General features: G+C 42.4%; 14 protein-coding genes. 7 read left to right on the top strand and 7 right to left on the bottom strand.

What is annotated here, in order from left to right; translation table 11 throughout:
* Positions 1 to 75 precede the first annotated feature (75 nt).
* Genes PR675_RS14995 through PR675_RS14980 form a run of 4 tightly spaced genes read right to left on the bottom strand, consistent with a single transcriptional unit; the run spans position 76 to position 4,575 of the window.
* Positions 76 to 1,491 (bottom strand): DUF1116 domain-containing protein, encoded by a 1,416-nt coding sequence (locus PR675_RS14995; RefSeq protein WP_060561534.1) that lies wholly within the window; start codon positions 1,489 to 1,491, stop codon positions 76 to 78.
* On the bottom strand, positions 1,491 to 3,041 hold the full coding sequence (gene fdrA / locus PR675_RS14990) for an acyl-CoA synthetase FdrA (protein ID WP_004926280.1): 1,551 nt from the start codon (positions 3,039 to 3,041) through the stop codon (positions 1,491 to 1,493). Before fdrA ends, PR675_RS14995 begins: the two co-directional genes overlap by 1 nt.
* Positions 3,031 to 3,960, bottom strand: a complete 930-nt coding sequence (locus PR675_RS14985) for a DUF2877 domain-containing protein (protein ID WP_060561535.1) — start codon at positions 3,958 to 3,960, stop codon at positions 3,031 to 3,033. Before PR675_RS14985 ends, fdrA begins: the two co-directional genes overlap by 11 nt.
* Before the next feature lie 18 nt (positions 3,961 to 3,978).
* Entirely contained in the window at positions 3,979 to 4,575 is a 597-nt protein-coding gene (locus tag PR675_RS14980; RefSeq protein ID WP_004926285.1) for an ankyrin repeat domain-containing protein, read from the bottom strand.
* A gap of 768 nt (positions 4,576 to 5,343) precedes the next feature.
* On the opposite strand from PR675_RS14980, the gene PR675_RS14975 reads away from it, so the two are divergent.
* Positions 5,344 to 6,276 carry a LysR substrate-binding domain-containing protein gene (locus PR675_RS14975; RefSeq protein ID WP_004926286.1) on the top strand — a complete coding sequence of 311 codons (933 nt, stop codon included), beginning with the start codon at positions 5,344 to 5,346 and terminating at the stop codon, positions 6,274 to 6,276.
* Between the two features lie 19 nt (positions 6,277 to 6,295).
* On the opposite strand, the gene PR675_RS14970 is transcribed toward PR675_RS14975, so the two are convergent.
* Together PR675_RS14970 and PR675_RS14965 are read right to left on the bottom strand one after the other, a co-directional pair.
* Positions 6,296 to 7,174 carry an alpha/beta hydrolase gene (locus tag PR675_RS14970; RefSeq protein WP_004926374.1) on the bottom strand — a complete coding sequence of 293 codons (879 nt, stop codon included), beginning with the start codon at positions 7,172 to 7,174 and terminating at the stop codon, positions 6,296 to 6,298.
* A 118-nt stretch (positions 7,175 to 7,292) separates the two neighbouring features.
* Positions 7,293 to 9,338, bottom strand: coding sequence for a TonB-dependent receptor domain-containing protein (locus PR675_RS14965; protein ID WP_004926288.1), 2,046 nt, complete (start codon positions 9,336 to 9,338; stop codon positions 7,293 to 7,295).
* 389 nt (positions 9,339 to 9,727) lie between these two features.
* On the opposite strand from PR675_RS14965, the gene PR675_RS14960 reads away from it, so the two are divergent.
* Positions 9,728 to 10,903, top strand: a complete 1,176-nt coding sequence (locus PR675_RS14960) for an MFS transporter (protein ID WP_036942320.1) — start codon at positions 9,728 to 9,730, stop codon at positions 10,901 to 10,903.
* A 50-nt stretch (positions 10,904 to 10,953) separates the two neighbouring features.
* On the opposite strand, the gene hdeA is transcribed toward PR675_RS14960, so the two are convergent.
* A complete protein-coding gene (hdeA, locus tag PR675_RS14955; protein ID WP_004926290.1) occupies positions 10,954 to 11,259 on the bottom strand; it encodes an acid-activated periplasmic chaperone HdeA in 306 nt (101 codons plus the stop codon).
* Between the two features lie 483 nt (positions 11,260 to 11,742).
* Between hdeA and PR675_RS14950 the strand changes: the two genes are divergently transcribed.
* From PR675_RS14950 to tssB, 5 genes are all read left to right on the top strand, one after another.
* A complete protein-coding gene (locus PR675_RS14950; protein WP_004926291.1) occupies positions 11,743 to 12,453 on the top strand; it encodes an ROK family protein in 711 nt (236 codons plus the stop codon).
* Positions 12,450 to 13,502 (top strand): phosphogluconate dehydrogenase (NAD(+)-dependent, decarboxylating), encoded by a 1,053-nt coding sequence (gene gnd, locus PR675_RS14945; RefSeq protein ID WP_004926293.1) that lies wholly within the window; start codon positions 12,450 to 12,452, stop codon positions 13,500 to 13,502. The genes PR675_RS14950 and gnd overlap by 4 nt, the downstream gene beginning before the upstream one ends.
* Positions 13,499 to 14,941 carry a glucose-6-phosphate dehydrogenase gene (gene zwf, locus PR675_RS14940; RefSeq protein ID WP_004926295.1) on the top strand — a complete coding sequence of 481 codons (1,443 nt, stop codon included), beginning with the start codon at positions 13,499 to 13,501 and terminating at the stop codon, positions 14,939 to 14,941. The genes gnd and zwf overlap by 4 nt, the downstream gene beginning before the upstream one ends.
* On the top strand, positions 14,938 to 17,247 hold the full coding sequence (locus PR675_RS14935; RefSeq protein WP_060561536.1) for a glycoside hydrolase family 15 protein: 2,310 nt from the start codon (positions 14,938 to 14,940) through the stop codon (positions 17,245 to 17,247). The genes zwf and PR675_RS14935 overlap by 4 nt, the downstream gene beginning before the upstream one ends.
* Positions 17,248 to 18,384: 1,137 nt before the next feature.
* Entirely contained in the window at positions 18,385 to 18,882 is a 498-nt protein-coding gene (tssB, locus tag PR675_RS14930; protein ID WP_004926301.1) for a type VI secretion system contractile sheath small subunit, read from the top strand.
* The last annotated feature ends 16 nt before the right edge of the window (positions 18,883 to 18,898 follow it).

The raw sequence follows: 18,898 nt of genomic DNA, 5'->3' as shown, positions 1-18,898 counted from the left end.
AAAACCCTATTGCTCAGGTGAATCACAGCGTATTATTATTAATTGCCCAACCGAAGTTGGGCTTATTATCGGCGATTAGGCGTATTTTTCGGCGTAAGCCAACATAGCTTTTTCAAAGCAGTCGAACGGGGGATGCACAATACCAGCCCCGATCATACCGATACCTGCGTCTTTGTGGGCGATGGCCGTATTGATGACCGGAAGGATACCGCTGGCGGCAACCTTGGTAATATCAATGGCTGTGGGGATCCCCATAAAACCTAACAGCGGGATCGTGACGTTAGGGTTTTCACCTAATGTGATCTCTCGCATTTGACGTGAGAAATCGATGGCCTCTTCAACGGTTCCTCCGACCAAAGCGACAATGGCAGGAGCGGTTGCCATGGCGAATCCGCCAATGCCATAAGTCTCGGTAATGGCGGAATCACCGATATCGAGGCCTGAATCTTCGGGTTTATAGCCAGCAAACATCGGGCCGATAACTTGCTGTGAAGGGCCTGTAAACCATTGACCCGGTAGCCCACTGATACGTAATCCAAATTCATAACCATTACGCGCCATGGTGGTAACGACGGTGCTGTATTCGATACCATGAGCCGCATCCATCGCCGCTTTACACATCGCCATCCATGTAGGGCCAGAGAAGTAATCGCTGCTTGCGACAAAATCAAAAACGTCTTTTTGTTGAGCAACTGAGAAATCCGTTTGGATGATATAAGGGGTCAGTGCTTGGATAAGCAGCGTGGTGCCTGCGTTATTACGGTTATGGCACTCATCCCCCATATGCAGTGCTTGAGCCAACATCAGACGCAAGTCGATTTCGCCGGCCAGCTTCATAGCATCACGTAGCATTGGGCCTAAAACATCACGCATCCAGTTCAAGCGGTCAATCACACTTTGGTCGTTGGCTCCCATGCGTAAAATTTTTGCCATTTGCTCACTGAGGTTGGTAAATGCGCGGTTACCATAGGTTTTGTTTTCGACAATGTGCATAAACATTGAGGCAGAGGTCACACCCGCCATAGAGCCAACACAGTCGTGTTCATGACAAGGGGAAAAAATAATCTCGCCAGAAGCGGCTACGCGTTCGGCATCTGCTAAATCTTTTGCTAGCCCTTCAAATACCAGTGCGCCAGTCACTGCGCCTTTCATTGCGCCACACATGTTTTTCCATTCAACAGGCGGTCCAGCATGTAAAATGGTGTTTTTAGTCATCCCCGGTACGACGTTAATGGCTTGATCATAGCCAACAAGTACAGGTTGTGACTGAATAATGCGTTCTAAGGCCTGCGCATTGGCAGCGGCAATTTTCTCTTGTAATGCGCTATTACTTTCAATTTTATCTAATGCGTTGATCACGGCAATATTGCCTTGCCCAGGTGGCGTCCAATCTAAGTGCGTGACGGGAACATGCTGCTTTTTAAGGTCATCACTGAACATTTCGACGCCCACGTTAATCACATTTAATGGCTGTTTAAATAATGAAGTCATTACGCATTCTCCCCTTTCCAGACAAATTCGCGGGCTAACAAACCGGTGTTGGTGCTACTACTTGCCCAAATCACACCTGCATCGGTGAGCATTTTCACTTGGGCATCCATGGATGGAGTGTCTTGGTCAGTACCGAGAACATAACCAAGGATTTCCAGCTCTCGACCCTCTTGTTTGGCAATCTCTTTTGCTGCTTTGATGGCATCGATCATCACGCCAACAGGATCTTCATGGGAGCCGTATCCCAGCACAAAATCCATAACGATAACGCCGACTTCTGGGTCACGAGCCTCTTGCAGTAGTCGTTCGATACGGTTGGTCGGATCAATCATTGGATGGGGTTTACCATTGGTGAAGTCATCATCACCAAAATCTAAGAAGGTGTGTGCGATGCTCTGGTTAAGATCGCTTAAGCGATATTCAGGGTTTGGCTGGATATTACTGTAGACATCATCATATTTTTCCAAAGCGGCAAACATCGCTTCATCACATAAGGTGCCACCACAAAATAGACCGCGAATGTATTTTTGCTTTGGTGATAGTTTGGCCCTGACTTCTTCAATGAGAGGCCAATTGAGTGAGTGTAAATTCAGTTGTTCTTTTTTGATACCGGTGAGTAAAACCGCTTTCAATGCTGCCTCTTTGGTGCTTTTAGCAAAGCTTAAGCCAGGCTTATCGTCGGGGATAGGCTGATTACCGAGGAAACAGACCACCACAGGTTTATGGCATTTTTCGGCTTGTGCTAAAACTTTTTTAGCGACGGTGGCGGCTGGTGGCTTAGAAATTAACACAATGACGTGAGTCTCTTCATCAGCATCAAGCATTTTTAGGGCATCAATCATCATGATCCCGCCGATCTTTTCACTCAGATCGCGTCCTCCCGTTCCGATCAGTTGTGAAACGCCCGCGCCAAACTCATGAATACGTACACTCAGTTCTTGGCTGCCTGTACCGGAGGCGCCAACAATACCGATATTGCCGCGACGAACGTTATTCCCAAAACATAAAGCCGCGCCATTGATTATTGCGGTTCCACAGTCTGGCCCCATCATCAATAATCCTTTACGGCTAGCAAGCTGTTTTAAGGCTAGCTCATCATCAATAGAGACATTATCAGAGAACAGCATGACATTAAGGTCATTTTCAAGAGCAATACGGGCTTCACGAGCAGCAAACTGACCATTAACCGAAATGACCGCTAAGTTGCTTTCTGGAATATGGCTATGTGCCGAATGGAGAGTGGCATATTTGGCTTCGTGTTGTGACCCACCTTGGTTTTTCTTATTAAATAGCGCTTCAATGGCAACAAGCGTCGCCTCATTCGCTTCATCGCTGGCGCCTTTAATGACAATCATTAAATCGCCATTTTTTGCCGCTTCTAATTCTGGTGTTAATAACCCTAAATTTTTCAGCACGCCTTTATTCATCTCTGTTGCCATTGCCACAAATGCCTGCTCAACATTGTCGAGTTGATTGGCTTTAGTGGAGATAGACATCAGTGATACGGAATCAAAATACGTATTCTTTTTGATGACAACTTTAGTCGACATACTTTTCTCCAAAGTAGAGGGTCAGGTACAGTGCATCACGAATGCCTAATAACATGTCGCTGCCTGAGCTTGACCCGATATCTAAAATCTTTTGCAACTGCGAATAAGGCTTGGCGTCATTTGTATTTGCAGTCGCTAATATGTGTAGTAGTTGCAGCAAATTTTCTCGATAGTGACGGTTTACTGCTTTTTCTAAGGTAATGGCACTGACTTTAGTGGTTGCCTCTTTAGCATGGCGAATACCCTGTTCAAAAAACGGATGCAGACATTGAGCTGGATGATGTTTAAGTAATAAAAACGCCATTAATCCAACCAAATAATCATCCCCAGATGGGGTCAAACCAATACCTAGGCCAATAAACTGCCTAACCATTTCAGGCAATTTTTGATGGTCTTTTTTCTTTAATAAATTAATCAGTTCAATGCGTAATGAATTTAATTTTTTTGCTGCGGTTAAATAAAATAAATTATCTCCATGATAATGAAATAAAGAGTGTCCTTCTCTGTTTAGCAAAACATCGATTACGCTTATTTGTGTATTTAAAAAGGATAAATAGGTTTTTTTATTGATGTTTTCTGGGATAAAACACACATTATTGGGCTGCCATGGATGGCAAAAGCAAAACGATATAAAATAATATTTACCCAAATACAGTGTTTTATTACAGAAATAAATATATTCCCCTTCTTTTAAATTTAATTTAGATAAGTCATTATTCAATAATCGACAACTGTTAGGGGCATTATCTAATTCAGCACTGAGTAAAGTAAAAAGCGTATTATTAATAGAGATATTAATTGCTTTACGAAAAACTTGCTCTATTTGTCCTGAAAATGTAGGCTGATCGAATAAATTTAAAAATGTCGCATCAGCCGAAAGCCCAAACAGTTGTTGCCTTTGAGTCTTGGTCTTGTTCACAAGCCTCCTTGTGATGCACTATGCGCCCGCTGCGATTAGTAATTCAGCAATTTCGTGATAGCCTTTTTCGCGTGCTAGTTCTAAGGGTGTTTTACCGTATTTATCCGTCATATGTGGGTTGGCGCCGTGGTCGAGTAACAGCTTGACGATCTGTTGCTGCTTTTCGCCGCCATCATTTAATACGATGGCTTCAAGCAGTGGCGTCCAACCGACAAAGTTGGTGTGATTCACATTGATATCTGTTTTTTCGAGTAATTCACGGACGATTTCAACATGGCCTTTTTCGCTGGCGGGGGTGATCCCTACACCACCAAAGCGAGTTAATAAATCAAGATTGGGCTTAGCGGGAAGGACGATACGTAATAGGGTTAAGTCATTATTCAAGCAACTTAACAAAAAGGGGTTGAAGCAAGTTTGGTCTTGCTTATTAATATCCGCACCGGCATTAATGAGGAAAGTGACGCATTCGTAATGTTTATTTAAACTCGCATTTACGATAGCTGTCCGGCCTTGGCGGTTGGTAGTATTGATGTCCACTCCTTTGTCGAGGCAGTGCTTCAATAACGCTAGGTTGCCTTGTTCTGCTGCGGATAAAAACTCTTGCTCTAATGTCATGGTTTTCCCCTTATTTGGTTATCTGCATTTCATTGACGACAACCAAAATAGATAAAGACAATTTTAAATGTAATACCCAATCCGCATTATGTACGAGAAGAATGGGTATTTTTATGATGGATTAAGCATAGCAAGCTGTTGAAATAAATAGAATCCATTTAAAATTCATTCATCAATAGCAGCCTTGATTATTGAATTAAAATCAACAATTTCGTTTTTTTGTGCGCGAAAGCATAATTTTTCATCAATTTCTAAGCTTTTTTGCGTAATAAATGACCGAAATAATCCAATTTCACTGGTCAATCAGATAGGAAATAAAGGATTTAGTCAGTTTTGTGATAAGCATCAAACTAAAGGTTTTGCAACTGTTAAAAATGTGAATTAATTGATCGAGATCAGCGAGATTGTTAAGGGGATGCTCTAGTATTTATTTCAATGTTATTAATTATTTTGATTATAAATTAATGGGCTTTCTTTGCAGTTAATTCATCTAAAAAAGACAGCTCTGATAAATGGCTCAGTATGATAAAAGATTTCTTTTAAACGTAATAAAATGGTTGATAAACAACCAATATCTATAGGTTATTAAATATAATTCACATATATTCTTCTTACTTTAAGCGACAGGGTTGTTGGCGGTATTCACGGATCTGAGTCTCGCAGTGATCGATGTTGCTAGTGACCCCGCTATGTTCTGCCTTTCTGTAGCTCGAATTATTTTGATTATAAATTTTTTAATTTCTTTCTATCCAATTTCGGGTCACCAGTATGAATTCAATATTTACCGAAGAAAATTTACTGACATATACAACGGCTGCAAAATATGCCAGTTTTAGTAAGGCGGCAGAAGAGTTGGGGATCACCACGTCTGCGGTTAGTTACACCATTAAACGTATCGAAACTTATTTAGACGTGGTGCTATTTATTCGTGATACACGGAATATTGAATTAACAGAAGCGGGTTACTACTTTTACCGCAAAGCCACGGATTTATTAAATAACTTTCATCTGATCAAAAAGAGTATTTACTCTATTGAGCAGGGGATTGAAGCTCGGGTGCGTATTTGTATTAATCAGTTGCTATATACGCCTTATCACACTGCAAAATTGCTGCAAATCCTTAAAAAACAATTTCCGACTTGCCAAATAACAGTGACCACTGAGGTGTATAACGGGGTATGGGATGCCATCATCAATAATCTCTCTGATATTGCGATTGGTGCACCAGGTACTTTGATGGATGGCGGAGGCATTGATTATACGGAGATCGGGGCAATTCATTGGCAATTTGCCATTTCAGCAACGCATCCATTAGCGTTGATGCCTGAGCCTATCGCCGAAAGCCAGTTGCGCTTATATCCTAATATCATGGTAGAAGATACAGCACATACCATTAATAAGCGGGTTGGTTGGCTATTGCATGGGCAAGAAGCGATACAAGTTCCTGACTTCAATACCAAATGCCAATGTCAGATTTTAGGTGAGGGGATTGGTTTTTTGCCGGATTATATGGTGAAAGAGCATGTTAAGAATGGCCTGTTGGTCATAAAACAGATCCAAAACCCACGGCAAGACTCGCACATGTTATTAGCAACTCAGCATTCTGCGACGGGCCTCGTGACACAGTGGATCCGTAGGGAATTCACCGCAAATGGGATTCTAACGAAACTCTATAGTGATTTGTTAAAACCCATTAATTAGCCCGTCACATTTTACGTGTTTATTGAACGGTAACATCCAGAGCTTTATTGATAGCGTCAGGGATCACGCTGCCATGGCTTTGATTGGGGTAAAGTGTAAATTCACAATGGCGTCCATGGTCGCTGAGCATGGTGCATAATTGGCGTGAGGTTATCCAACTTGAGCGTGATTGATAATGCTTAATCTGCTCCTCGCTGAGACGCGATAAATCAGGCTTTTCTTCTAACTCTCCTAAGGTGATAAATAAAGGTGACGCATTTTGTTGTTGCGTTAACTGAGCTTTATCTATCATTGTGCCTTTTCCCCACCATAAAGAAGGGCTAGCAGAAACAAAAGATTGAAATGCCGTAGGATGCTTTTGATAAGCCATCAACGTAAATAGCCCACCAAATGAATGCCCAAATAGGGTCTGTTTTTGTTTATCAATAGCAAATTGCTGCTCCACCCAAGGGCGAATTTGGCTTGTCAGAAATTGAGATAGTTCCTCTGATCCACCACCTTGTGCGAAATCATCACCAGCAACGCGGGGCGTATAATCGTAGGTACGCAATTGCTTAGGAAAGGCTTCATGGATTGGATAACCGACCCCAATAATAATAGGCAGTTTATCTTTGGGGAGTTTTTGGATGGCGCGATTGACGACAAGCGGGAATATCCCATTGCCATCAAGCATATACAGCACAGGTCTTGGTGACTGCATCCCATGAGGCACAGCACTAAAAATTCGATAGGTACGGCTTCCCTTTGAGCTATGGGGATTTTCCATATCATGATGCTGAACATCATAAAATTGGCTGACTTGCTTATCCAATGCCGGAGGGGTTTGCGATGGGCGAGCATAGGCGGTCGTCAAAGCCATTGAAAAGAGTAAACTGGAGATAATAAGTTTATTTATCATTTGGTTATTCTGTTTTTTAGTTGTTGACGGTGTCTATGGGGAGGCCTAGCGTCAGCATAGGCAAACAGCGAATATTGGCCGATGACGCCAAATATTCGCTGCCGATGGCTAAGATAACTTAGAAGCTAACATTGACGTTAGCCCAATAGCGGCGTCCGTCTTCAACATCCCAGTTGCCGCCTTTGGTATCAATTTTGGGGCCTTTTTCATTCGCAATATTCAATACTGCCAAATTGAGTTTGGTATTTTTCAGTAGCTGATACGTCATCCCAACATCCATGGTGGTGTAGCCGCTACGGTAGCGTGGTGCGGTATAACCGTTACGCTGAGCGGCCCACACCTGTTTGCCTTCATAATGGGCGCGGGTATAGAGGTTCAAGTCTTCGCTATATTGCCAGTCGAGTTTAGCGTTAGCGGTGTGTTTCGGCGTCTTATCTAGAGGGTAACCTTTCAATGACATGTTATTACTCAACTTTTCATCATCGCTTCGACGTTCAGAATCGACATATGTGTAGTTCATGCTCAGTTTCCAATCTTCTGCAAGAGGGATACCTGTTGCGACTTCAACACCCTTAATATTCGCTTTACCCACGTTATCAAAGGTATAGAGTTTTAGGCCTGTGATAGGGTCTGGCTCACCCGTATAATAGCTGGTGAGTTTATTTTTAAAATCAGTATTAAATAGCGTCAGGCTCGCATTAAAGCCTGATTCGTGGTCATAGGCGATACTGATTTCTTCACTTAGGCTTTTTTCTGGTTTCAGATCACGGTTACCATAGATAATGCCTTCACCCTTTTCGGTTGACGTACCATAGCTTGGGCTGACTTCACGTAAAGTTGGGGCGCGGAAGGCTTGTGATACACCACCTTTGATGGTGATTTCATCGGTTAAGTAATAGATGGCATAACCACGAGGATTCCAGTGGTTACCATAAAATTCGTGGTGATCTAAACGCAAACCACCAGTCAGTATCAAATTATCTGTTGCTGTAAATTCATCTTCTAAGAAGAAAGCATATTGTTCAGCGCGGAGTGTTGTGTCTTCAGTGGTCTTTTTCCCTGTTGCAGAAGTATCTTTTAACCTAGCGTGTTGGAATTGACCACCTACTGTCAGAATATTATCGGGTAAGAACGCTACAACTTTACCATCAACGACAGTATTGGTAATTTCGGGTACGCGTGCCTCATAAACAAAGTGGTAATCGCCAGCGCTGTCTTTAACTTCTGATTTGGTATTTCGTTTCGTTTGCTCTTGGTACACACTCAATTCGGTGTTGAACAGATCCCAATCCCCTTTATAGGTAAGAGCGAAATGGTTTCTATCATTGTGTATCTCAGTTTTGGTATTTTTCTGTTTTGATTCGCCACGCATCGTATATTCAGCGAACGATTTACCCGGCGTTGAGGTGCGCTCTTGCGTTGTTCTACCCGCTTCAAGTAAAAAGGTTTGATTTTCGAGTGGGGTAAAAGTCAGTTTTGCTGTCAGGCTACGATTATCGCGTTTGTTATGGCCCTCAGTAATTTTATCTTCTTGGCGGTAATCGCCACCACCATACAGTTGTAGCCCTAATTTATCGTTGATCAATGGACCGGAGAGGTAGAAATTACCATCAGTAGAATCACCACTATCACGGTTTTCTTGTAAAATACCACCCAATGCTACATTGCCATGCCATTCATTGGTCACCTTTTTCGTGATGATATTGATAACCCCACCCATTGCATCTGAACCATACAAGGAAGACATGGGGCCGCGGATCACTTCGATACGTTCAATCGCTTCAACGGGAGGCATAAAGCCCGCTTCAAATCCACCACTACCATTTGGGCGAGATTCACGGCTATTTTGGCGGCGACCATCGACCAATATTAAGGTGTATTCGCCAGGTAGGCCGCGAATATTAATATCTTGTTTATTGGCACTACCAACAATACTCACGCCTTCGACATCTTTTACGGCATCAGCTAAGTCGCGAACGGGTTTATTTTGTAGCTGCTCTTTAGAGATAACCGTAATACTCGCGGGGGCATCGCGTAACTGTTGTGAATATCCCGATGCAGTCACAATCATTTTGTCTGGATCTTCTTGGGCGAAGGCAGGAAGAGATGAAATGGCAGCGATAACAGCCGCTGCGAGTTGTGTGTAGTGGCGTTGAATAGACATGGTGACCCTTAAAACAAAATACAAATGTAAATGAGAGTAATAATCATATTGAATACAAATAGTATCACCGAAATAGATGAAAAATAAATAAGTGATTTGCTAATTAAATGATAAAAATGAGCGGTTAACAGGGATGAAGTAAAATGATCAACAAGCTGCAACTTCTACGCTATTTAGACGTTACAATTGAGAAATAGAATATAGCCATAAAATAAATCTGGTTAAGGCGGGTTATATTAGAAAAATAATATTTATCAAATAGTTCATTAATAAAGTGTCAACTTGATTACAAAATAGAAATTTCAAAATTAACTTAATTGACATTGTTAATTCGCTCACCTAATGTCAGCAAATAAAAGCTATTCTGTGAATATGGGCATCCTCCAATTATGTCAGTATCAGCATCACACTCATCAATGCCATTATTTCGAATCTCTGCTGCCATGTTTTTTTCGTATATGACCGTTGGATTGCCATTAACGGTAATACCCCTATTTGTCCATCAAGAATTAGGCTTTAGCGATGTATGGGTCGGGGTGGTCGTTGGTATTCAGTTTCTGGCGACGGTGTTGACTCGAGGCTATGCAGGCCGCTTAGCTGACCAAAAAGGCGCTAAAAGAACCACGTTGCAAGGGATGTGTGCCTGTGGAATATCAGGGGGCTTCTGTTTGCTCGCGGTATTATTACCTCTCGCACCTTTGTACCAAATTCTATTATTGATGGTAGGACGTTTGGTTCTTGGTTTAGGGGAAAGCCAGCTGTTAACAGGTAATTTGACATGGGGTATGCGGCTGGTTGGGGCGACACAAGCGGGCAAAGTCATGTCATGGAATGGTATGGCGATTTATGGGTCGCTAGCGGTTGGCGCGCCGCTCGGGCTTGTTATCTACCAACATTACGGTTTTGTCGCGGTGAGTGCGATGGTTATGTTGTTGCCCTGCATCTCTTTGCTGATTAATGGCACGGTACCTGCGGTGGCGCCTTTACATGGCAAATGGCTTCCTTTCTGGTCAGTGATCCGCAAAATTTGGAAAATGGGTATCATATTGGCGCTAAAAGGTATTGGTTTTGCGGCAATTGGTACTTTTATTTCCCTGTATTTTGTTTCTGAACAGTGGGGAAACGCTGGACTTGCCCTCAGTGCTTTCGGCTGTACTTTTGTATTAGTGCGGGTGCTTTGGGGCGGGCTGCCAGATAAAATGAATGGTTATCGCGTCGCAGTAGTCTCTCTTGCCGTAGAGTTTGTAGGGTTGCTCATATTATGGGCGGCGCCAGTGTATGGGGTTGCACTCTTAGGTGCAGCCTTGACGGGGGCGGGGTGTTCATTAGTTTACCCTGCCGTGGGAACGGAAGTGGTTAAAACTGTGGCGCCTCAAATGCGTGGAACCGCATTAGGTGGTTATTCCGCTTTCCAAGATATCGCCTATGGTATTACTGGGCCGTTAGCGGGTATGGCGGTGGTTTATTTGGGATATCGAGGGATCTATTTTATTGCGGCACTCTGTGTACTATTTGCGTTGATAATGACGCTATCGGCAATTCGTCATACTCAAAAAGTGACGTGAGTATCTCGATAAGTTGCGTAGCCATAAGCTACGCAACGATATTAGTTGGCTTATTTTTTAGCGTTTTTTACTTGTTCAACAAAGTTAGCCTTCGTGTCTTTTTTACAGGCATCAATCACAACCGGTGTGAGTGTTTGGATACCATCAACATCTAAAACTGCATCTTCAACTTTATCTTTTTTAGTTAATAGCTCACCAAAGCCGACAGCCGTTGGGTAAAAATTATCATCGATAGCTAAAAACTCTTCACACGTCCACTCTGCTAAAGGCTTAGTATCGTTTTTTTTATCTTCAGCCATTGCTGAAAGGCTCGTTAATGAAGCTGCAATAATGCCGACAATAAAATATTTTTTCATAATTTCACCTTAATATTTAACGATCATTGGATGAGTTTTTCATAAAAGGTTCTAATATGGATATAGAAAAATATCCCTATTTCTTAATCATCATAGATGATGAAAAATAAAAAACAAAGAGCGCAAATCGATAGTATTTATATGATTATTTAAATACCATCGGTATTGATTCAATATTGTAAAATAAAACGCAAACTCATCATTTAATGACAATAAAAATTAAATACCAATTAAGTTTTATTTAATTAAAGGCGTTTTTACTTTTATTAAAACTATTTATAGGTATACTTTTTTTATCAACAAAAAATAAAATTCAACCTTGTTATCGATTATTGACTAATACCTATTTCGTTGCAGTTATTTCAACACCAGAAGGAAGAAAGTTGTTCGCTTAGGTCGCGTTATCATTTATCGACTTAAGCTCGGGGGTTTCCTGTAATACAACACCCATTGCCAACGTTGGCAAAGCGGAGAAAACTTTCTATGTCTTTAACGAGTAAAACATCTTGTGTCATTACAATTTCGGATGTTCCCACAACAAAGCGAATTTTAGTCATTGATGTTGGTGGTACTCATGTCAAGCTATATACCGCCCCCAACACCCCTGCCATTGAATTCGTTTCTGGGCACACCATGACACCAGAACAATTTATTCATGATGTGAATCAATGCGTTGATACCTCTCTGTTCGATGGCGTCAGTATTGGCTTTCCATCTCCTATCTCTGGAAATCGCATCCTTAAGGAACCCGTTAATTTAGCCAGTGGTTGGGTCAACTTTGATTTAGCCGATGCGTTCCCTTGCCCTATTCGCCTAATTAATGATGCCGCAATGCAAGCCGTCGGTAGCTATGAAGGTGGCAGTATGTTGTTTTTAGGGCTTGGAACTGGATTGGGAAGCGCATTGATTGTTAATCAGCAGCTACAGCCAATGGAAGTCGCGCACCTGCCATACCTTGAACACGACTATGAATACTATGTCAGTGAACATTATCGTGAATCCGAAGGTGATGCCGTGTGGCGGCAGAGTGTACTGACGGTAGTAGACCTCTTTTATCAAGCATTTATGCCGGACTACATTGTTATCGGTGGCGGGAATGTGCATCAGTTTACGACGTTACCGGAACATGTACGGCGTGGAGATAATGACAAAGCTTTTCTTGGTGGAATCAGAATTTGGGGAAATAACTTATGAATCAATCATCTAACAATCAACTTCAACTCGGTTTTATAGGGCTTGGCAGAATGGGTGCAGCAATGGTTCGTCGCATCCAACAAGCAGGCATCTCGTGCGTTGTTTATGACCAAAATTCGGCTATCCGCCAGCAGCTACCTGACAGTGTTATCTTCAACCATTCATTGGAAGAATTAGTGAAGAACATGAAAGCACCACGGCATATTTGGTTAATGTTGCCCGCAGCGGTCGTAGATACCGTGATTGCCCAGCTCAAACCCTTATTGGAGAAGGGTGACACGCTGATCGATGGCGGTAACTCCCACTTTACAGAAGATATTCGCCGCGCCAATGCACTGAAAGCCGATGGAATTAACTATATGGATGTGGGGGTCAGCGGTGGCGTATGGGGTGAAGAGCGTGGTTATTGTCAGATGATTGGCGGTCCAAAAGAGCATTATCAATATTTAGAACCTGTTTTTCGTGCATTAGCACCCGGAGTCGATGCAGCGCCACGTACGGAAGGTAACCATGGTGAACCTTCACCAGCAGAGCAAGGATATCTGCACTGTGGGCCAAGTGGAGCAGGCCATTTTGTGAAGATGGTCCATAATGGCATCGAATACGGCTTAATGGCGGCTTATGCGGAAGGGCTGAATATTCTAAAACATGCGGATCAAGGGTTGCACCCAGTGGCAGCAGATGCAGAAACCGCACCACTTGAACATCCAGAGTATTATCAATATCAATTGCCTGTTGGTGAGATCAGTGAATTATGGCGTCGTGGGAGTGTGGTGGGATCGTGGTTACTCGACCTGATCGCACAAGAGATGCATCAATCCCCTGATCTGGAAAATTATGCAGGTCGTGTTTCAGATTCTGGGGAAGGCCGCTGGACCTCGACGGCGGCGATCGACCTCGGCGTGCCGGCACCAGTATTAACGAGTGCACTTTACTCACGTTTCACCTCTCGTGGCAATGACCTGTTTGCAGACCGAGTTCAGTCTGCCATGCGCCATGCTTTTGGTGGCCATAAAGAAAAAACTGAGGATCAAGGAGGGGCGAAATGAGTCGTTTCTCTTTGGTGATCTTGGGGGCAAGCGGCGATTTAACTAAACGTCTATTGATGCCTTCTCTATTTCGTTTACATCGATTAGGACTGATCCCTGATTTGAACATTATCGGGTATTCGATTGATAAATGGGATCATGACTCGTTTTTGCAACATATCCATGATGCATTGGCGGAGTTTATTACTGATTTTAATGAAACAGAATGGAAAGCGTTTAGCGAACATTTGGATTTCGTCAGTGGCTCATTAGAAGCGAATGATTTGAAGGCGTTGGAAAGTAAACTAACGCCATCTGCACTCTTTTATTTAGCCTTACCACCGACTTTATTTGGGCAAGCGGCGCAGGCGATAGGCGAAGCGGGGCTATCTAAAGAAAGTGGTGATAATTGGCGACGTATTTTAATTGAAAAACCGTTTGGTACTGATCTTGAATCGGCAGAGGTATTGCGCGGGCAAGTACATGCTTATTGGGATGAATCACAAGTTTACCGTATTGATCATTTCTTAGGAAAAGAGGCAACACAAAACTTGATGATTTTCCGTTTTGCTAACCGCGTCCTCGCCCCGGTTTGGAATGCTGAGCATATTGAGCAGGTGCAAATTACTTATGCAGAAACATTAGGTGTAGAAAACCGAGCTGTCTATTACGACCACTCTGGTGCGATGCGTGACATGCTGCAAAACCATCTTATGCAATTGCTGACATTAACGGCAATTGAGCCATTAGGGCGCTGGGATGGTGAGATTCTACGTGATCATAAAGTGGAAGTGTTGAAATCCATTCGACCAACAGATGATATGGATGCCAATGACTGGGCCGTTCGTGGGCAGTATTGTGCAGGGCAAGTGAATGGCGAAACTGCGACGGATTACTGCAACGAGCCAGGTATCCCTGTCGATACCAACACAGAAACGTTTGCCGCATTGCGAATAGAGATAGATAACTGGCGCTGGAAAGGTGTGCCTTTCTATTTACGAAGTGGTAAACGGTTAGCCAATAATTACGCTGAAATCGCTGTGCAATTTAAAGCTCCGGCCGGTGCATTACCGGGGGATATTCAGGTCGATAATAATTGGCTCGTCTTTAGATTATCCCCAACGATGGGGATGGATATGCATATGACGGCGAAGTTGCCAGGGATGAATTTAAATACGCATGGCATCGTGCTCAGCGCGCCTTATACCTTACCGGGGCAGTATGAAGTTTCGGCTTACGAGCAACTTTTAATTGATGCACTGCATGGTGAGCGTGCGCATTTCCTCCGCTTTGATGAAGTCGAATGGGCATGGCGGGTCATCGACCCTGCGCTAAAAGCGTGGCAGAAGGGAATGCCTGACCTGTATAAGGCGGGAACGGAAGGGCCAGATACGCAATCTCGGATCATGCGCCCCGGTCATCAATGGCGTTCACTGTTTGAACAGGAGGGTCGCGAATGATAGCACAGCAAGCCCCGGGCGCCCCGGGAAGCACTGCGACGTGGACAAGTAGTGCAAAAGACATGGTGGGAACGGCAATCGGTCAAGGACGAGTATGGTTTACCGTAGGTTATGGCATCTTAAATGAGGTGTATTGGCCTTCTTGCAGTACACCACAAATTCGTGATTTAGGTTTTATTATTGCTGGGGATGACTTTTGGTCAGAGGTAAAGCGTGTCCACCAATACAGTATCACTACGCCGTCATCCTCCTTACCACTGCCAAAAATCGTGCATCAACATGAGCGTTATCGCCTTGAATTAGAGATTATCACTGATCCTGCGCGCGATGTCTTGCTGATCCATTATCATCTTGAAGGTGAAGGGCTGCGATTATATCCGCTATTAGCACCACATCTCGGCGGCGATGGTGACAATAATTATGGTTCGGTGACGCCTCAAGGGCTAGCGGCTAAGAAGAACGGGCAATATCTGATCTTGTCTGCTGAAAATGGCTTTGCAAGAGGCAGTGTGGGGTATGTTGGTAGCTCAGATGGTTGGCAGGATTTTAGTCAAAACGGTGGTATGAGTTGGGAATACCAGCAGGCTGGGCCAGGTAATATCGCGATGATAGGCGAGTTAAATCATAACTCAGGCGTATTGGCGTTAGCATTTTCTGCCAGTGCGCAAGGTGCTGCAACCTTAGCTAATAGCGCCCTAGCAGAGGGCTACCAAGAAGCAAGGCGCCAGTATGCTTATTTGTGGGCGGCATGGAATGAAACGGTGAATTTCCCTGGGTTAGATAAGCTGCCTAAAACGTTATCGGATGCTGTTCGCACTTCGGTTGTGGTCTTGAAAACCCATGAAGGTAGAACATTCCCCGGCTCGCTGGTGGCAAGTTTAAGTACGCCATGGGGAGATACTCATAAGGATCCGGGAGGATATCACCTTGTTTGGCCTCGTGACTCCGTTGAAGTCGGTTTTGCCATGTTGGCGTGTGGTTTGATCACTGAGGTTCGAGCTTTACTGGCTTACTTGATTGCTATTCAACAGCCAGATGGTCATTGGATGCAAAACAATTTCACCGATGGTCGGCCTTATTGGCAGGGGATCCAATTAGATGAAGTGGCATTGCCTGTTTTATTTGCAGCGAAATTGCATGAACAGGGCTTACTGGGGGAAATGCAAGGTGCGGCAATCCGCATGGCGCGCAAAGCGTTAGCCTTTATTGCGCAATATGGCCCAGCCAGCCCACAAGACCGCTGGGAGGAGAATTCAGGGATCAACCCATTTACGCTGTCGGTTTCGATAGCAGCATTGGTGGCTGGCGCCAAAGCGGGCTTCCTTGAGGATGGAGATAAGCAGTATGCGCTTGACTTAGCGGATGATTGGAATGAGCGGCTAGAATCATGGGTGTATGTGGCTAACACGGAGTTAGATAAAGAGCTTGGTATCTCAGGGCATTACATCCGCTTGAATCCAAATTGCCATTCTGCACGTTTTGGTGAGGTGATGTTGCGCAACCGGAACAATGAAACCATCAATACGCGTGCGTTATTAGGGATGGAATATCTCTATCTTGTTCGCTTAGGTTTACGTAAGGCATCAGATAAGCGGATTGAAGAGACGACTAAACTTGTTGATGAGCAACTGTGTGTCAATTTACCCGCGGGGCCATATTATTATCGTTATAACGAGGATGGATATGGCGAGCATGAGGATGGGCGTGCTTTTGATGGTAGTGGTGTAGGTCGTCTTTGGCCGTTGCTCAGTGGGGAGAGAGGGCACTATGCCGCCGCCCGTAAAGAGGATATTAAGCCTTATTTAAATGCCATTTTGGCTTCAGCAAGTACAGGTGGTATGTTGCCGGAGCAAATTTGGGATAAGGAGAGTATACCTGAGAGGGGGCTATTAACGGGTAGGCCAAGCGGTAGTGCGATGCCACTGATTTGGGCTCATGCGGAGCTTATCAAGTTAATCTATGTGCAAAAGACGGGTGTGCCTATTGAGCAACTAAAATCGGTGAGTGAGCGTTATGGCAATAAACCTCCAGCACCACGCGCACGTCATTGGCGTGATAATTTATCTTGTGGTGCGATACCCGCCAATCGCCAGTTATGGATTGAAGCACAAGAGCCATTTGTTTTGCATTATGGTTATGACAATTGGCAGGATATCAAGGAGCAGAGTAGCCAACCTCTCGGTTTAGGGTTATATGGTGTTGCGTTAGATGTCAGCGCATTGGCAGGAAAAACACTACAATTTACGCGTAGGTTTGATGCTAAGGGCTGGGAAGGACGTGACTGGCAAGTTGAGATAGAGGTGTAGTACTCCATTAATTAAACTAAATATCAATCGAGCACTTTATGGTGCTCGTTTTTTTTGAATATAAAATCGTACTGCACCTAAAATATAGGTCAGCGTTACCTTCTCAAAGGGCAAATTAAAAAACTATTGTTTATAGGTAATAGTGACTAATTCATGGAATAATTATATATATAAATTATTTATTTTAGGTTTTAATAGGCTGTTAATAAGAACGACAAGAAAATTATCTAATCAACGCTATTTATACTTATAAACACCTCACTCTTGACTAAGCCTAGTCACTTATCACGTTATAAAATTTAGCTGTTGAGATTATACTCTAACTGCGGTTAATTATTTTTTTTATTATTTTGGTTAAATATTTTGTTAACCTTATAAAAAATTTTGTTTTATATTGTAGAAATTAATCAAATCAACTATAAACAGGGTTAACTATTTATCGCTGTTTATTTCTGAGATTAGTCTTATTTATTATTAATAATATGGTTCTTAATTGGATTTTTCTTATTTTTAATTTTTTTATCGTTTTGTTTAAAATAAGTTTAATCTAGATTATTATTTTGTTTTTATGAGCAAATTATATTTACTCAGCATATTTGAATGTTGAGAATAAGTTAATGCTGGATATCGCTATTTTTATTTTTTTATTATTAAATACGTACCTCAACATTAATTGCTTGTTAAATAATGATTTTTTCCTTGTTAACTCGTAAAAAGTTATAATGTTTTACTATTATATAGTCATTAACCAATGTTCTAAAAAAAATTAATTTTTTATTAAATTACGCCTGTTTTATCTTTTTTTAACGTTAAGGAGAGTTAGTTAATTAATTGACTTTTATGCTTTTTTTTCTGCTCTGTAACATATGATTGCAAAAAACATTTTCCTTAAGGTGAGTTTTGCTATTGACCATAAACAAAATTTATATATTATATCCCGATAAAAGCCAAAATAATCAGTATAAATAATTATACACCTATATTTTTGACCACCGGGACAAGTTAACTCTCTTAATGGGTATTCTGTACTCGTTAGGACTTCTATGCTCTGAATTTATTATTCATTATAATTTTGAGCAATTTTTAATCATGTAAGCAGGTTTAAGATTTTAAGCTAATAAGGGAGCTTAACTTATAATGAGTAAAAAAGATCTCGGTAGTGTTGCACCAAAAGAAAGGATTAATATCAAATATACACCTAATGATGGTGGAGCTAAATCTGAAATAGAATTGCCGCTTAATATGCTAATCGTGGGAGACATGATTGGTCGAACGGAGGAAACTCCGATTGAAGAGCGTAAAGCTATTTCCATTAACCAGAATAACTTTAATTCAGTCATGGAAAGTGCTGGAATAAGCTTAAATATCAATGTGGAAAATACACTTGATGAGAAAAGTGATTCTGATCTTAATGTGAATTTAGATATTAAATCCCTTCAAGATTTTTCTCCCGACAATGTTGCTCGCCAAGTTCCAGAATTGAAAAAATTACTTGAACTTAGAGAGGCATTAGTCGCTTTGAAAGGTCCTCTTGGCAATATTCCTGCTTTTAGAAAACGTCTGCAAGAGCTTCTAGATAATGAAGAGACTCGCGAACAGTTGCTGAAAGAACTTGATATTGCTAGCCAAAAATAATGTTTATAGAGGATTA

It is taken from the genome of Providencia sp. PROV261, from assembly GCF_028477945.1.
Classification (GTDB): domain Bacteria; phylum Pseudomonadota; class Gammaproteobacteria; order Enterobacterales; family Enterobacteriaceae; genus Providencia; species Providencia stuartii.
This window is presented reverse-complemented; position numbering and strand designations above follow the sequence as displayed.

Coding starts and splice junctions, on each gene's coding strand:
- PR675_RS14995 (WP_060561534.1), bottom strand. CDS start 1,491: ATGACTTCATTATTTAAACAGCCATTAAATGTGATTAACGTGGGCGTC.
- fdrA (WP_004926280.1), bottom strand. CDS start 3,041: ATGTCGACTAAAGTTGTCATCAAAAAGAATACGTATTTTGATTCCGTA.
- PR675_RS14980 (WP_004926285.1), bottom strand. CDS start 4,575: ATGACATTAGAGCAAGAGTTTTTATCCGCAGCAGAACAAGGCAACCTA.
- PR675_RS14975 (WP_004926286.1), top strand. CDS start 5,344: ATGAATTCAATATTTACCGAAGAAAATTTACTGACATATACAACGGCT.
- PR675_RS14970 (WP_004926374.1), bottom strand. CDS start 7,174: ATGATAAATAAACTTATTATCTCCAGTTTACTCTTTTCAATGGCTTTG.
- PR675_RS14965 (WP_004926288.1), bottom strand. CDS start 9,338: ATGTCTATTCAACGCCACTACACACAACTCGCAGCGGCTGTTATCGCT.
- PR675_RS14960 (WP_036942320.1), top strand. CDS start 9,728: ATGTCAGTATCAGCATCACACTCATCAATGCCATTATTTCGAATCTCT.
- hdeA (WP_004926290.1), bottom strand. CDS start 11,259: ATGAAAAAATATTTTATTGTCGGCATTATTGCAGCTTCATTAACGAGC.
- PR675_RS14950 (WP_004926291.1), top strand. CDS start 11,743: ATGTCTTTAACGAGTAAAACATCTTGTGTCATTACAATTTCGGATGTT.
- gnd (WP_004926293.1), top strand. CDS start 12,450: ATGAATCAATCATCTAACAATCAACTTCAACTCGGTTTTATAGGGCTT.
- zwf (WP_004926295.1), top strand. CDS start 13,499: ATGAGTCGTTTCTCTTTGGTGATCTTGGGGGCAAGCGGCGATTTAACT.
- PR675_RS14935 (WP_060561536.1), top strand. CDS start 14,938: ATGATAGCACAGCAAGCCCCGGGCGCCCCGGGAAGCACTGCGACGTGG.
- tssB (WP_004926301.1), top strand. CDS start 18,385: ATGAGTAAAAAAGATCTCGGTAGTGTTGCACCAAAAGAAAGGATTAAT.